The organism is Nocardia paucivorans NBRC 100373 (assembly GCF_000308675.1).
Taxonomy (GTDB): Bacteria; Actinomycetota; Actinomycetes; order Mycobacteriales; family Mycobacteriaceae; genus Nocardia; species Nocardia paucivorans.
In genome coordinates this window covers 66,384-80,493 of sequence record NZ_BAGE01000031.1, presented here as the reverse complement: position 1 = coordinate 80,493, position 14,110 = coordinate 66,384, and the positions used below count along the sequence as shown (strand labels likewise).

General features: G+C 67.4%; 17 protein-coding genes and 1 pseudogene. 17 read left to right on the top strand and 1 reads right to left on the bottom strand.

Annotated features, from left to right (window positions below):
• From ON32_RS07710 to ON32_RS07695, 4 genes are all read left to right on the top strand, one after another.
• Positions 1–525 (top strand): DUF3558 domain-containing protein (locus ON32_RS07710; protein WP_169331599.1); only part of this gene is annotated, 525 nt, incomplete at its 5' end.
• 28 nt (positions 526–553) lie between these two features.
• Positions 554–955: a hypothetical protein gene (locus tag ON32_RS07705; protein ID WP_040790014.1), complete on the top strand. Its 402-nt coding sequence runs from the start codon at positions 554–556 to the stop codon at positions 953–955.
• Positions 955–2,274 carry a hypothetical protein gene (locus ON32_RS07700; RefSeq protein ID WP_040790013.1) on the top strand — a complete coding sequence of 440 codons (1,320 nt, stop codon included), beginning with the start codon at positions 955–957 and terminating at the stop codon, positions 2,272–2,274. The genes ON32_RS07705 and ON32_RS07700 overlap by 1 nt, the downstream gene beginning before the upstream one ends.
• Positions 2,271–3,032, top strand: coding sequence for an ESX secretion-associated protein EspG (locus tag ON32_RS07695; protein ID WP_040790012.1), 762 nt, complete (start codon positions 2,271–2,273; stop codon positions 3,030–3,032). The genes ON32_RS07700 and ON32_RS07695 overlap by 4 nt, the downstream gene beginning before the upstream one ends.
• A gap of 33 nt (positions 3,033–3,065) precedes the next feature.
• On the opposite strand, the gene ON32_RS07690 is transcribed toward ON32_RS07695, so the two are convergent.
• Positions 3,066–3,812, bottom strand: coding sequence for a maleylpyruvate isomerase family mycothiol-dependent enzyme (locus tag ON32_RS07690; RefSeq protein WP_040790034.1), 747 nt, complete (start codon positions 3,810–3,812; stop codon positions 3,066–3,068).
• A gap of 122 nt (positions 3,813–3,934) precedes the next feature.
• On the opposite strand from ON32_RS07690, the gene ON32_RS07685 reads away from it, so the two are divergent.
• The 13 genes and pseudogenes from ON32_RS07685 to ON32_RS07630 all read left to right on the top strand — a co-directional run bounded on the left by ON32_RS07685 (position 3,935) and on the right by ON32_RS07630 (position 14,065).
• Positions 3,935–4,633 carry an NUDIX hydrolase gene (locus tag ON32_RS07685; protein WP_051132971.1) on the top strand — a complete coding sequence of 233 codons (699 nt, stop codon included), beginning with the start codon at positions 3,935–3,937 and terminating at the stop codon, positions 4,631–4,633.
• 360 nt (positions 4,634–4,993) lie between these two features.
• Positions 4,994–7,672 (top strand): annotated as a pseudogene (locus tag ON32_RS07680) (cation-transporting P-type ATPase); the annotation flags it as partial.
• 33 nt (positions 7,673–7,705) lie between these two features.
• Complete coding sequence (locus ON32_RS29920) at positions 7,706–8,587, top strand: universal stress protein (RefSeq protein ID WP_245550866.1); 882 nt, start codon at positions 7,706–7,708, stop codon at positions 8,585–8,587.
• A 198-nt stretch (positions 8,588–8,785) separates the two neighbouring features.
• Complete coding sequence (locus ON32_RS07675) at positions 8,786–9,310, top strand: hypothetical protein (RefSeq protein WP_157224121.1); 525 nt, start codon at positions 8,786–8,788, stop codon at positions 9,308–9,310.
• A 4-nt stretch (positions 9,311–9,314) separates the two neighbouring features.
• On the top strand, positions 9,315–10,574 hold the full coding sequence (locus ON32_RS07670) for an SRPBCC family protein (protein WP_040790010.1): 1,260 nt from the start codon (positions 9,315–9,317) through the stop codon (positions 10,572–10,574).
• The gene (gene gvpJ / locus ON32_RS07665) at positions 10,571–10,966 is read left to right on the top strand and encodes a gas vesicle protein GvpJ (protein WP_157224120.1); all 396 of its coding nucleotides are present in this window, start codon (positions 10,571–10,573) and stop codon (positions 10,964–10,966) included. Before ON32_RS07670 ends, gvpJ (ON32_RS07665) begins: the two co-directional genes overlap by 4 nt.
• Positions 10,966–11,781 carry a GvpL/GvpF family gas vesicle protein gene (locus tag ON32_RS07660; RefSeq protein ID WP_040790009.1) on the top strand — a complete coding sequence of 272 codons (816 nt, stop codon included), beginning with the start codon at positions 10,966–10,968 and terminating at the stop codon, positions 11,779–11,781. Before gvpJ (ON32_RS07665) ends, ON32_RS07660 begins: the two co-directional genes overlap by 1 nt.
• 4 nt (positions 11,782–11,785) lie before the next feature.
• Positions 11,786–12,022 (top strand): gas vesicle protein GvpG, encoded by a 237-nt coding sequence (locus tag ON32_RS07655; RefSeq protein WP_040790008.1) that lies wholly within the window; start codon positions 11,786–11,788, stop codon positions 12,020–12,022.
• 26 nt (positions 12,023–12,048) lie between these two features.
• Positions 12,049–12,384: a gas vesicle protein GvpO gene (gene gvpO / locus ON32_RS07650; RefSeq protein WP_040790007.1), complete on the top strand. Its 336-nt coding sequence runs from the start codon at positions 12,049–12,051 to the stop codon at positions 12,382–12,384.
• On the top strand, positions 12,381–12,773 hold the full coding sequence (gene gvpJ, locus ON32_RS07645) for a gas vesicle protein GvpJ (protein WP_040790006.1): 393 nt from the start codon (positions 12,381–12,383) through the stop codon (positions 12,771–12,773). Before gvpO ends, gvpJ (ON32_RS07645) begins: the two co-directional genes overlap by 4 nt.
• A complete protein-coding gene (locus ON32_RS07640; protein ID WP_040790005.1) occupies positions 12,766–13,557 on the top strand; it encodes a GvpL/GvpF family gas vesicle protein in 792 nt (263 codons plus the stop codon). Before gvpJ (ON32_RS07645) ends, ON32_RS07640 begins: the two co-directional genes overlap by 8 nt.
• On the top strand, positions 13,554–13,763 hold the full coding sequence (locus ON32_RS07635; protein ID WP_040790004.1) for a gas vesicle protein: 210 nt from the start codon (positions 13,554–13,556) through the stop codon (positions 13,761–13,763). Before ON32_RS07640 ends, ON32_RS07635 begins: the two co-directional genes overlap by 4 nt.
• On the top strand, positions 13,760–14,065 hold the full coding sequence (locus ON32_RS07630; protein ID WP_040790003.1) for a gas vesicle protein K: 306 nt from the start codon (positions 13,760–13,762) through the stop codon (positions 14,063–14,065). Before ON32_RS07635 ends, ON32_RS07630 begins: the two co-directional genes overlap by 4 nt.
• The last annotated feature ends 45 nt before the right edge of the window (positions 14,066–14,110 follow it).

The following is a 14,110-nucleotide window of genomic DNA, read 5'->3' as shown; positions in this document are numbered from 1 at the left end:
CTCACGGCAGCGGCAGTGATGCTGGCCTCCGGGTGCGGGGTGCTCGAGAGCGGAGAAGCCTCCAACCAAGGCCCTGTCACCACAACCCGCGACATCGACACAATCGTCGTCTTCGACCCGTGCACCCAAATCAACGACGACGTGCTGGCATCCGTGGGCCTGGACCCCGCGTCCAAGAGCGTCGTTACCAACGCCGCGGAAGGGCCGACCTCGTGGCGGGTCTGCTCCTGGACTCCGGCCGATATTCGCTACTCGGTGGGTGTGTACTCAACCAGCCACACACTCGAGGAAACACGGAAAAACGATGATGTCATCGGTATCCGTGAGATTACCGTCGGTGGACGACCTGGATTGACGTTCCATGCGAAGTGGGAAGCTGAGAACAACTGCTATGTCGCCTTCGAAGCGCAGCAAGGAATGTTCGAGGTCGATGCATCGTGGCTCGATGGCAATCCCAGCGAAGGCGATATCTGTGCTATAGCCATGCAACACGCTCTGGCGTTCGAGCCCCACCTACCTGATTAGCGACTGGATCGATACAAGGAGGGGCGCTGTGTCAGAAAATGTACAGAACGAACTTCAGCAATGGCGGCAATTCAAGCAACAGGCGATAGCTGGAGAGATGCGACTCGACGATAGCGTTGGCGCGGCACTGAGCCAGGCATGCGAGAACTATCGCGTGAAGCTCGCCAAGGAAAAAGGCAACGCGATACGCCTTGCTCACCTCTCTGGCTACGGCGGTCTGCCTTCCGCTCTCGCCATGCAGGACAAGTTCCAGCGAAAGGCCGTCGGCGGCGGCGACAATGGCGACGACAACGCCATCAAACGCCTGGAACAACACATCGAACTCGCCGAACTCATGCGCGACACCTACCTCGCCGCCATCGGCAAACTCCAGGCCACCGACCAAGACACCGGCACCCAGCTGACCAACTCAGGGGAGGGACTGCGCTAATGCCATTACCAGCGATTCTGGGCGTCGGCGCCGCTATCGCCGCCGTTGTGGGCGGCGTCGCAGGCGTTGTCGACAACTACAGCCAATCCCGCCAGAACCAGGAGAATGCCAACCGTGCCCGTGAGGCCGGTGAGCAGCAGTGGACCGGTGACCGCCAGATCATCAATTCCGAGTGGGCCCGCATCAGTCAGGGTTTCACGGGGGAATTCGCGCCCGCGCAGGCTCCCCAGGAGGCGTTCAAAACCTGGTCGCACACAAAGATCTGGGAAGCGTTGAACGGTCAGGGCGAGTTCGCCGACAAGGGGCCGGTCAAGGAGAGCGATATCAACGCCGGTGCCGATGGTTGGCGCAGGTTGCAGGAAGCCACCGGCACCGCCATCGACGAGTTCCGTAGGGAAATCGAGAACATCCTCACCGAGAAGTGGGGCGGTCAGACCGCCACCGCCGCCATGCAGGCCACCATCGATTACACCGAGAAGGCGAAACTGCTGCCGCTGTCGTTCCAGATGGTCGCCAACGGTATCGACCTCATGCAGGGCTATCTCGGTCAGGCGCAGTTGTCGGTGATCCCGCCGATCGAAACCTCCGGGTTCGACGAGTTCGTGGGGCATATCCCGGGCAACGGTGTCCTGAAGACGAATGCGCACCGCGCCAACGAGGCCGAGGCCACGGCCCAGGACGTGATGCTCCAGATCTATCAGCCGGGTGTCATCGAGGTCGACGGCCACACCCCGGTATTGCCCACCCCGCACAATCCGGTCGACGGTCCCGGCGACAACACGGGCCCCGGATACCCTTCCGGCACCACCACTCCCCCTGGCACGACCACTCCCCCCGGCACCACCTTCCCGTCGGGCACGCAGAACCCGAACCAGGAACAGCAGAACCAGCAAACCCAGCCGAGCAGCACCGACACCGGTACCCGGCCGAGTTCGTTGAACACCACCCCCGGTTCCACCGAGACCCCCAACACGAACACCACCCAGAACACCCCCGGCCGCACCACCACCCCGGGCACCACCCTCGGCACACCGGGCTCCTACGTTCCGGGGTCCACCCCGCAGACCCCGACTCCCGGCCGCACCGTCACCGGTCAACCGAGCCTGGCGAACCAGGGCCTCCAGGCCGCCCGCACCGGCACCCCCACCGGCACGCGCGGTATGAGCGGTATGCCGGGTATGGGCGCGCCCGGTGCGCGTGGTCGTGGTGAGGACGACGACGAGCACAAGACCCCCGACTATCTGGTGTACGAGCGGGAGAACGAGTTGATCGGCGATCTGCCTCCGGCGCTACCACCCGGCGGGGTCATCGGCGGATGAACCAGAATCGTTGGCAGCTCGACGGTCTCGCGTTCACCGTCGCCCTGGAGGCGTTCGGCCGCGACCGTCTCCCGTATCCGCTCGCCTTCCGTCCCGATTTCTGCGAACGCGCCGAGGATTTCGAGCGGATGCGCCGCGCTGCCGCCCAACGGGTGCAGCAGGTCCTCGACCAGTCCTTCTACGATGCGATCGCGGTGTTGTTGGAACCGAAACTGCGCGTGGAGATCCACGGCTTCTACGGTCCGCAACAGTCGCAGGTGGTGCGGATGCACGCCGGTATCGTCGGCAATGTCGCCACCCTCGCTCTGCAACAGCCGGGCCCCACCCGGGAACACGGTCGCGACATCATCATCACCCGCCACGCCGCTTCCCAACTGGCCGCGGACCTGATCGCCCGCCTGCCCGCCATGAAACCCGGGGCCCATCCCTCGTTCCAGGGTCGGCGCGAGGATCTGCACGCACCCGTCTACTCGCACCACCCCACCCGGTTGTCGCCGCAGGAACAGCTACAACGCTTCTTCCGGCGGCCCCGCGTCGGCACAGGTGAGATCACCGTGTACCCGGGCTACACCATCGACTCCCGGCCCACCAACGACGGCCGCGCCTTCATCTGGCTCGACTACCCCGACGACGGCCGCTATCTCCTGCACCACCACAGTCAGGGGCTGACCGTCGTGCCCGCCACCCCGGACGAATTCCTGCGGCAACTCCAGGGCCGGATCAACGCCACCGCCCGACAGCTCTCCCCCATCCGATGAGGTGTGGGGCCCCGTGATCGTGGGGCCCCACGATCACGGCACGATCGGTTCGCTCAACACCTCGTCCACTTCCGCCCGATCCCCCAACACCGTCACGCCCGCCTCTTCCAGCGTCAACCGCCCCCACAACAGGAGCGCGAGCCCCTCGGCGCTTCCGGACACCCGCGACCGCACCTCGTCGATGCTTTGGCCCGTGCCGCCGAGCACCCATCCGGGTGCGCCCGCCACATCGGCGGCGACCAGGCCGAGCGGGATTCGCAACGGCGCCATCCGCCCCATCTTCACCTGGCGCGGCTGGAACATCGTCACCACCTCGTCGACCGCGTCCGCCCACACCTCCGGCGCGGCATGCGCGAGTCCGAGCGCGGCCTTGCCCACGATCGAGGCCCGCAGATCGTGCAGGTGGATGAGGGTTTCGTGGACCTGCCGGCGATGCCAGAACAACACCGTGCCGTCCATCAGCGGGCCCGGATGGCCCAGAATTCGAGCGGGTTGTCGTGGGTCCAGCACTCGAAGGGTTTCCCTGATTTCGCTCGCGCACGCCGCGTAATGCTCCACCAGATCGAGCGGTCCGTCGCCCAACGGCGAGGCCTTCTCGTCCCGGGCCTGCGCCGCCGCCCAGTGGTGGACGAAGGCGATATGTTCCACCAGGTCGCGCACCGTCCAGTTCCCGCACGCGGGCACCGATGCCTCCGGATCGGCGTCACGGAGCGAGGTGAGGAACTCGCTTTGATATTCGGCCAGCAGCGACAGGAAGTCGAGATTCGGTGCAGCTCCCATGGGCGCCAAGGTACCGTTTCGAACCGACATTCCACGGGCGGACGAGTGAAGTCGGATTCCGAGCGTGTCCTTCCCGCCCCGTTCCTCGACGGTGTTCCGCCGCACCGGTGCAAGATCGAGTAATGGGCACCATCCCCGCGCCGCGCATCCCCCACGGCATCACCGACTTCCGCGCCCTCGCGAGCGCCCGGTTGGCGGGTTTCCCCCGGATCGCGGTCGACGACACCGCGGGCCTGCGCCGCGCGGCGGTGGTGTTGGGTGTGGTCGGGAAAACCGACGGACCGCTATCGGTGATCGTCATCAAACGCGCCTATCGAGGCCGCAACGCCGGTCAGTGGGCGTTGCCCGGTGGGCGGCTGGAGGACGGCGAAACCGCCGAACGGGCCGCGATACGGGAACTGCACGAAGAACTCGGTTTGCGCGCCCACCCCGAAGACGTCCTCGGCGTCCTCGACGACTTCCCCGCCGCCTCCGGATTCGCCATCACCCCCCTCGTGGTCACCCTGGCCGACATCACCGGTCTGCGACCCGACCCCGGCGAGGTGCATTCGGTTCATTTCGTGGACCTCGCCCGGCTCGCCGCCGACGACACCCCACACTGGGTTCACCCGGTGGACGCGCTCGAGCACGGCTCGCCCCGCGCCGATACCGCCGAAAGCGACGAATCCGGTCTGCTCCAGATGCGGCTGGGGCCGAGGATGACCATTCACGCACCCACCGGGGCGCTGCTGTGGCAGTTCCGCGAAATCGTTCTCCTCGGTCGCGCCCCCGAACAGGCCCGGGTCGCGCATTTCCGGCAACCCGGTTGGACCCATCACTGACCTTTGCGGCGACCCGGCACACGCCGAAGAGTCCGTCCCCGCCGGCTTCGCCCTCTACACCCGCAAGCGGCCGAATGGAATGGGTGTCAACCCTCATTTGCGGATCCGGCCGAAAGTGGAACACTGGGAACTACCAGGCCATATGCCGTGGCAACGCACACGGCACAGGCTGACCCGTTGTGTCCGGGCCGGCTTGCGGTGACGGCCGAGCGCTCGATGTGTTCCGGTCACACAGCGATATATCCCCACCGCGGACCTCGCGGATGTTCATCGAGGTCGACGCTTGCCCGGCGGAGCTCCACAAACGATCGGTGGTGAGCTGGGATGAGCCAAGATCTTTCCGGTCCCCGAGCGGGTGGGATGGCTCCCGCCTGGCACGCGATCGACGCGGCGGCGGCATTGAAACGGCTCGGCTCCACCCCCACCGGGCTCAGCGCGACGGAAGCGGCGCGGCGGCTACTCGAATACGGCTCGAACACGCTACCGGCCACCCGCCGGGACCGCTGGTGGTGGCGGCTGCTGCGGCAATTCCACAATGTGCTGCTGTATGTGATGATGGCCGCCGCCGTCATCACCGCCTTCCTGGGGCACTGGATCGATACCGCCGTGCTGCTCGGCGCCGTGGTGGTCAACGCCGTTCTCGGGTTCATCCAGGAAGGACGCGCCGAAAACGCGCTCGACTCGATCCGGGCGGTGCTGGCGCCGCGCGCGCGAGTGCACCGCGACGGACGGATCGTCGAGATACCGGCCGCGGAACTGGTTCCCGGGGATGTGGTTCACCTCGTCTCCGGCGATCGGGTGCCGGCGGATCTGCGACTCATCGACGTCCACGACCTGCGCATCGACGAAGCCGCGTTGACCGGGGAATCGATGCCGGTGCACAAAAGCGCCGCATCGGTGGATCGGGCGGCCGGACCGGCCGATCGTCGCTGCGCCGCCCACGCGGGCACCGTAGTGGTGTTCGGGTACGGCGACGGTGTGGTGACGGCGACCGGTATCCACACCGAACTGGGGCATATCAACGAACTGTTGAGCGGTGTCCGCAAAACCACCACCCCGCTGCTGCGCCAGATCGGCCGCTTCGGTCGGTGGCTGGCGGCGGTGATCCTCGGGATGGCGGCGGTGGCGTTCGTCCTGGGCGTGCTGTGGCGGGGAGAGGAACCGTCGCAGATGTTCACCCTCGTGGTGGCGTTGGCCGCCTCGGCGATCCCCGAAGGGCTGCCGGCGGTCATGACGGTGACCTTGTCGCTGGGGGTGCAGCGGATGGCGCGCCGCAATGCCGTGATCCGCCGGCTGCCGGCCGTGGAGACCCTCGGTTCGGTCACGGTGATCTGTTCCGACAAAACCGGCACCCTCACCCGCAACGAGATGACCGTGCAGAAGGTGGTGACCGCCCGCCGCACGATCGATGTCGGCGGGGTGGGATACGCCCCGGTCGGGAACCTGACCGACAACGAAGGGACCGTGGTCGACCCGAACGCCGACCCGGCGCTGTGGACGACCCTGCGCGCGGGGGTGCTGTGCAATGACGCCCGACTGCGCGAGGTGGACGGGATGTGGGAGATCGAGGGCGATCCCACCGAGGCGGCGCTGCTGGTGCTCGGCGCCAAGGCGCGGCTGTCCCGCGACGACGCCGCCCGGGCCTGGCCGCGGTTGGATGTGATCCCCTTCGAATCCGAGCGATGTTTCATGGCCACCCTGCACGAGGCCGACACCCCGGGGCTGGAACGCATCTATCTCAAAGGCGCCCCCGAACGGGTCCTGGCCTGCTGCGCGTATCAGCTCGAGGGCGATACCGCGACCGCCATCGATACCGACCGCTGGCGGCACCGTCTGGACGAGATCGCGGCGCAGGGCCTGCGGGTGCTGGCCCTCGCCTACCGCGACCGGCCCGCCGCCGGCGGCGCCCTGGAACTCTCCGATATCAACGGTGATTTCGTGCTGCTCGCGCTCGTCGGCATCATCGACCCGCCCCGCACGGAGGCGATCGAAGCCGTGCACGAATGCCACCGCGCCGGGATCACCGTCAAGATGATCACCGGCGACCACGCCGCCACCGCCACCGAAATCGGCGCGCAAATGGGGCTCGGCCGCGGCCGGCGGGCTCTCACCGGCGCCGATATCGACTCCTACGACACGGCGGCCCTGCGTCGCGCCGTGGCCGAAACCGAGATCTTCGCCCGCACCAGTCCCGAGCACAAACTCGTCTTGGTGCGGGCATTACAGGACAACGGCGAGGTCGTGGCGATGACCGGCGACGGCGTCAACGACTCCCCGGCCCTGGCCCGAGCCGATGTGGGGGTGGCCATGGGCGACGGCGGCACCGAGGCCGCCAAGGAAGCCGCCGATATGGTGTTGGCCGACGACAATTTCGCCACCATCGCCGCGGCGGTGCGGGAAGGGCGCGGGGTCTACGACAACCTGAAGAAGTTCATTCTGTTCATGCTGCCCACCAACGGTGGTGAAGCGCTGGTGGTGATCGCGGCGATCCTGTTCCCGCTGACCCTGCCGCTCACCCCCGCCCAGGTGTTGTGGATCAATCTCGCCACGGTCAGCACCCTGGGTCTGGCCTTGGCGTTCGAACCCACCGAGGCCGATGTCATGCGCCGCCCGCCCCGGCCGCCGAGCGAATCACTGCTGTCGGGTTTCTTCGTCTGGCGGGTGGCGTTGGTCTCGGCGCTGATGATGACCGGCGCGCTCGGCCTGTTCCTGTGGGAGCTGGAAGCGGGCACCACGATCGAAACGGCCCGCACGATCGCCGTGAACGCCATTGTGGTGACCGAGATGTTCTACCTGGTCAACAGCCGCCATATCAGCGAATCGGTGCTGAACCGGGAAGGCATCTTCGGCAGCAGATATGTGCTGGCCGCGATCGGCGCCTGCGTCGCCCTGCAACTGTTGTTCACCTACGCGCCCTTCATGCAGGCGGTTTTCGGGTCCTCCGGGTTGTCGGCGATCGAATGGGTCAAGGTGGTCGCGGTGGGGGCGGCGGTGTTCCTCATCGCGGAAGCGGAGAAAGCGGTCATTCGACGATTGCGCGCCCACCGGCAGTGGAAGACCCGCGTCCGGCATATGCCGACGCTCGGCACGGCCGCCCCCGCGCGCATACTCGTGGCCACCGACCTCTCCGACGAGGCGGGGCGGGCACTGGCCCGCGCCGCCGAACTGGCCGCCATCCACCGGGCCGAGCTCACCGCCGTTCACGCGCTGCCCGGCGACGCGGACCCACGCGCCGACGCCGAGGCCACGGCACGGCTGCGCGCGCACGTCGAGCGGTACGTCGAAGATGTGCCCGTGGACGTCGTGGTCCGGGCGGGCGACACCAACTCCGTGATCGTCGACGAAGCCGCCGACCGGGACGCGGACCTGCTGGTCATCGGCGCGCACGGTGGGCACCGCACGGGCGGGGCGCTGCTCGGCGGCACCGCCGAAACCCTGGCCCGGTCCAGCCGCATCCCGGTGTTGGTGGTGAAGAACGGTCTCACCGACGGATACCGCACCATCGTCTTGGCCGTGGACCCCACCCCCACGGCCGCGAACGCGGCGCGGGCCGGGACCAACCTCACCCCCGACGCCGACCACATCCTGCTCCACGCCGGCGACAGCGAAACCATTCGGCCCCGGGTCGCGCAGCTCACCCGCGATCTGGAACCGGCGCCGGTGCGCACCGTCGTCGCGTCGGGTCCGCCACCGCAACTGATCACCGATACGGCCGCCGATCTCGGCGCGGATCTGATCGTCCTCGGCACCGCGCGCCGGTCCCGACTCGGATACGCCCTGTTGGGGTCCACCGGCCAAAACGTACTGGGTCAGGCCTGCGCCGATATCCTGCTCGTCCCCGACGCCCCCGCCGGTGGCGCGGACAAAACCGCCGGCGATCGATCGCCGCGGACGAGCCCGCAGCCCGAACCGGACCGATTTCTCGCAGGTGGCAGCTATCGACCCATTCGATAACCAGGCATACGCTGAGACAGACCACCGAATTGTGGTCCATCCCACATTCAGGGAATCGTGCCTTCGCCGCCTCCGACCTCGCCGCCGCGACGGCGGCGGAGGCGAGCAAGGAGTTGAAGCATGGAAGGTGGAGCAAGAATTGCGCTAGGGGTAGGCCTCGGGTATCTGCTGGGTCGCACTCGCAAAATGCGGTTGGCGATGTCTGTGGCTGGGGCGGTGATGGCCCGGCGGTCTTCGGGCGGAATACCCGGTGAACTGCTCAAACGTGGGGGATCACTGCTCGACTCGGCGGATCTGTCCCAGATCACCGACACCGTTCGCGGCGAACTGCTGGACGCCGTGCGATCCGCCGCCGTCACCGCCGCGAGCAACCGAATCGACGCGTTGAACGACCGATTACAGCAGTCCCCGACCTCCGCGGACCAGAAGTCGGAGCGCGACACCGAACAGGAGACCGACACCGACGAGCGCGAACCGCGCGATACGGAACGGGAACCGGTCGACGAGGAGCACGACGAGCCCCCGACCGACGAAGAGGGCGAAGAGGAAGAGCCCGAGCGGCCCGTCACGCGGGCGCGCGCTCGCCGAACGAGCACCACCAAGGCGAGCGGAACCGGCTCCCGCACCTCGGCTCGGACGACGCAGACCACACAGCGGCGCTCGCCGTCGCCGCGACGCCGCCGAGCAGGCGACGAAGCACCCGTGCGGCGCACGAAGGGATGAGTCGATGGCGAAAACTCTGCGCGATACGGCCACCGGAGTCGGCAAACTGGCCGCCGATACGGTGGGCGAGGCGACCGACACCGCGACACGGGCCACGAAGGCCGCGGGGCGGGCCGGGTCCACGACCGAAGAGAAAGCACGCGAAGCGAGCCCCACGGGGGTGTTGCAGGAATCGGTGCGCAATCTCGCCACCACCCTGGCCGAACGCGCGGTGTCCGGGCTGTCGGACAAGGTGTCGCAGGCCAGTGGGCGGTTGAACGAGTACGCCGAAGGCGGTGGCGGCAATCTGATGTCGGCCCTGACCGGTGTGGAAAAGCTCGCCGGTGGTTCCTCGCCGATGCAGGCGGTGATGAGCGCGGGAATGGACAAGCTCGGGCGCACCGCCAAGGACAAGTTCGCCTCGGTCAAGGACGCGCTGACCGGTGGTAAGGGCAAGGGTTCGGGCAGCAAGAAACTGAAGCTGACCAATATCGTCGAATACATCGATATCGGCGTTCCGATCGACCTGGCCTACGACCTGTGGACCCGATTCGCGGAATTCCCGAAGTTCATGAAGAAGCTCGAGCAGGTCGAGCAGGTGTCGGACGAGAAACTCAGCTGGACCGGCAAGGTGTTCTGGTCCCGGCGGACCTGGGAATCCACCATCCTCGAACAGATCCCCTTCGAGCGGATCGTCTGGCGTTCCAAAGGCGCCAAGGGCTATATCGACGGCGCGGTGACCTTCCACGAACTCACCCCGAACCTCACCCGCATCGTCGTGGTGCTCGAATACCACCCGCAGGGGGTCTTCGAGAAAACCGCCAATATGTGGCGGGCGGCCGGCCGCAGGTGCCGGCTGGAACTCAAGCTCTTCCAGCGGTACGCCATGTCCGAGGCGGTGCTGCATCCCGACGACATCGTGGGCTGGCACGGCGAGATCCGCGACAGCGAAGTGGTCGAGGACGACGAGACCGCGCGCCGCAAGGAACAGGAGAACGCCGAGGACGAGGGTGAAGAGCCGGAGGAGCCGGAGAACGAGGCGGCGGAGGACGAAGAACCGGAACCGGAAGAAGACGAAGAGGCAGGTGAAGACGAAGAGGAAGGTGAAAACGAAGAGGAAGGCGAGGAAGAACCGGAGGACGAAGAGCACGACGAGACCGACGAAGACGAGGAGGCCGAAGACGAAACGGCCGACGAATCCGAGCCGACCCGCCGTCGCCCGGCCGGTCGGCGGCGCACCGCGACGCCCCGCCGGTCACGTGAAAGGCGAGGAGTACGCGCATGACCATCCAACCCGGAGGCGGGGGCGGCAGCGGAACCATGGCCCGCCCCAACTCGTCCAGCCTGGCCGATGTGGTCGACACCATCCTGGACAAAGGACTGGTCGTCGACGCATTCGTGCGGGTCTCGCTGGTCGGGATCGAACTGTTGACCATCGACGCCCGGGTCGTGGTGGCCAGCGTCGACACCTATCTGCGTTTCGCCGAGGCCGTCAACCGGCTCGAGATCTCGAGCAGCGAACCGAAAGGGTTGGCGGACCTGGTCGGCGACACCACCCAGGGCCTGTCCCAACGCAAGACGAAAGGCGCCATCGAAGCCGCCGGGGAGAAGGTCATGGACTTTCTCGGCGATGTGGACGACAAGCGTAAGACATCCGGCCGGCGAAGGGAGGACTGATGTCCACCGCCGAAGCAGCCCAGGACACCGAATCCGAGCAGCGCACCGCGATATACGTCTACGGCATCGTGCCCGCCGATGTGGAACCCGCGCCGCACGCCACCGGCATCGGCGATCCTCCGAGCGAGATCGCGGTGGTGCGCCACGGTGAGATCGCCGCGCTGGTCAGCGAAATCACCCTCGGCCGTCCACTCGGCACACCCGACGACCTCACCGCCCACGCGCGCCTGCTGGACGGGACGGCCGCCGTCGCCCCCGTACTGCCCCTGCGGTTCGGCGGCGTGGTGTCCGATACGGAGGCGGTGGATAAGGAACTGCTCGCCGCCGGCTACGACGATTTCCACGCCGCGCTGAACGAACTCGAAGGCCGCGCCCAGTTCGTGATCCGGGCCCGCTACACCGAGAACGCGATCCTGCGCGAAATCCTGGACGAAAACCCGCAGGCGGCGCAGCTGCGCGAGGAGATCCGCGACAAACCGGAAGACGCCACCCGCAACGAGCGGATCGCCCTGGGAGAGATCGTGAACCAGGCCATCGAGTCCAAACGCGCCGGCGACACCCGCCGGCTGGCCGCGGCGCTTCAAGACCTCGACCCGATGGTGCGGCAGCGGCCGCCCACCCACGAAGAAGAAGCCGCCCACCTCGCGATCCTCGTCGAACTGTCCCGACAGGACGACCTGGAGCAGGCATTGGCCGAACTCGGCGAGGAATGGGAGCAGCGGGTGGAGCTGAGCCTGCTCGGCCCCATGGCCCCCTACGACTTCGTGACGGCACGCGCTCCCGATGAAGCGCCCGAAAGACCACCCGAAGGATGAGGCCATGGGTTTGTTGACAGCAATCGCCGCCCTACCGCTCGCCCCCGTCCGTGGCGTGCTCTGGCTGGGTGAACTGATCCAGGACCAGGTCGAACAGCAGCTGCACGACCCGGCCACCATCCGACGCGAACTCGAGGAGATCGAAGAGGACGCGGCGGCCGGACGTATCTCCGAGGGAGAACGCGCCCGAGCGCAACAAGAGGTCCTCGGTCGCATGATCCGACCACCCGGCGGCCTGTGACCGCCGACGAATGAGAAGGGATCGGCATGAACCGCAGAACACCCACCCGGGACTCCACGGACACGGAGTCCGAATCGGGTAGGCCGCCGCCGCTCACCGCGCGGGAGGCCGCTGCGGCGGCCATCGAACACCTCGTGGAACTGACCTCCAAAACGGTGGAGGGCGTCACCTCGGTGGAGCCCACCGAGGACGGTCGGCTGGTGGAGATCGAGGTGCTCGAGGACCGCCGCATCCCCTCGTCGTCGGACATGCTGGCGCTCTACGAAGTGGAGATCGACGACGACGGCGACCTGCTGGCCTACCGCAGAACCAGACGCTACCCCCGCGGCAGCACCGATATCGGCGGAAGGGACCGACGATGACGGTGGTCGGCGGCGGATCGTACGAATCTCAACCCTACGGCGGCGGGCAACGGTCGACGAACCTGGCCGACATCCTCGAACGCGTCCTCGACAAGGGCCTGGTGATCGCCGGCGACATCCAGGTGAACCTGCTCGACATCGAACTGTTGACGATCAAACTGCGCCTGGTCGTCGCGTCCCTGGAAACGGCCAAAGCGGTCGGCATCGACTGGTGGGAAACCGACCCCTGGCTCAACAGCAAGGCCCGCACCCTCGAACGACAAGACCACGACCTCGAACTGGAGAACCGCGAACTGCGGCAGCGGATCGCCGACCTCGAGGCCGCGAACGAAAGCCGCACCCCCATCGAACGCCGCCGCGAACCGAAGAAAGCGAGCGGCCGTGACTGAAGGTCTCGGGGTCTGGCTGTATGCGGTGACCACCGCCGATGCCGCGACCGAGCTCGGGGAGCTCACCGGCGTGGCCGGTGAACCGGTGCGCGCCGTGGTCTCGGGTTCGCTGGCGGCGATCGTCGGATCGGTGCCGCTCGAGATCTACGGCGAACAACCGCTACGCCGGCATCTGGAGGACCTGGACTGGCTGGCCGGCACGGCCCAGGCACACGACATCGTGGTATCCGCCCTGGTGGGTCGCGGCCCCACCGCCCCACTGCGCCTGGCCACCGTCTTCCTCGACGACGAACGGGTGCGCGCCCTGCTCCGCGAACGGCGATCCGACTTCGAGGCGGCGTTGACCCTGGTCACCGGCCGCGCCGAATGGGGAGTGAAGGTCTACGGCGACCGGGCCGCCCTCACCGCGGCGGTGGCCGAGGCCCGGGCCGGGAACGACGGAACCGCGAAAGGCACCGGCGCGGCCTATCTGGCCCGACGCCGCGCGCAGCTGTCGGCCCGGGAAACCGTGGAACGCGACGCGGCGCAACGCGCCGACCTCATCCACACCCGCCTGATCCAGCACGCCGTGGCCGGGCTGCGTCAAGCGTTGACGGACCCGGCGTTGAGCGGTCGCCGCGACTGGATGCTGCTCAACGGCACCTACCTGGTGGACGACGAGCGCGCCGACGATTTCGCCGCCACCGTGGACGCGCTCGGCGCCGAATTCCCCGGTGTCCGGCTCGAGCTCACCGGTCCGTGGCCGCCGTACTCCTTCGCGGGTGTGGAGCACGAACCGGCATGAGCGACGTCGACGGTGAACGCCGCATCGCCCTCGTCGACCTGCTGGACCGGGTGCTGGCAGGCGGGGTGGTCGTCTCCGGTGACATCAAACTCGCCATCGCCGATGTCGACCTGGTCCAGATCTCACTGCGGGCCCTGCTCTCCTCCATCGGCACCCTGACGGCGCACTCCCCCGACACCCACCACCCGCCGGAGCTTCCCGAATGACCGAATTCGACGGCATATCCCCACGCATCGACGCCGACCCCGAATCGGTGGAACGCGGACTGGTGACCCTCGTCCTCACCCTGGTGGAGTTGCTTCGACAACTGATGGAACGTCAGGCGTTACGACGCGTGGACGACGGCGACCTGAGCGAAGCGCAGATCGAACGCATCGGCACCACCCTCATGCTGCTCGAACAGCGCATGGACGAACTGCGCGACCATTTCGGCCTGACCCCCGAAGATCTCAATATCGACCTCGGCCCCCTCGGCACCCTCCTACCGGAGAACCCGCCCGACCGGTGAGCCGCGCTCCTGCGAGCCCGGCACAGCCTTTCATCAGGGAAAATC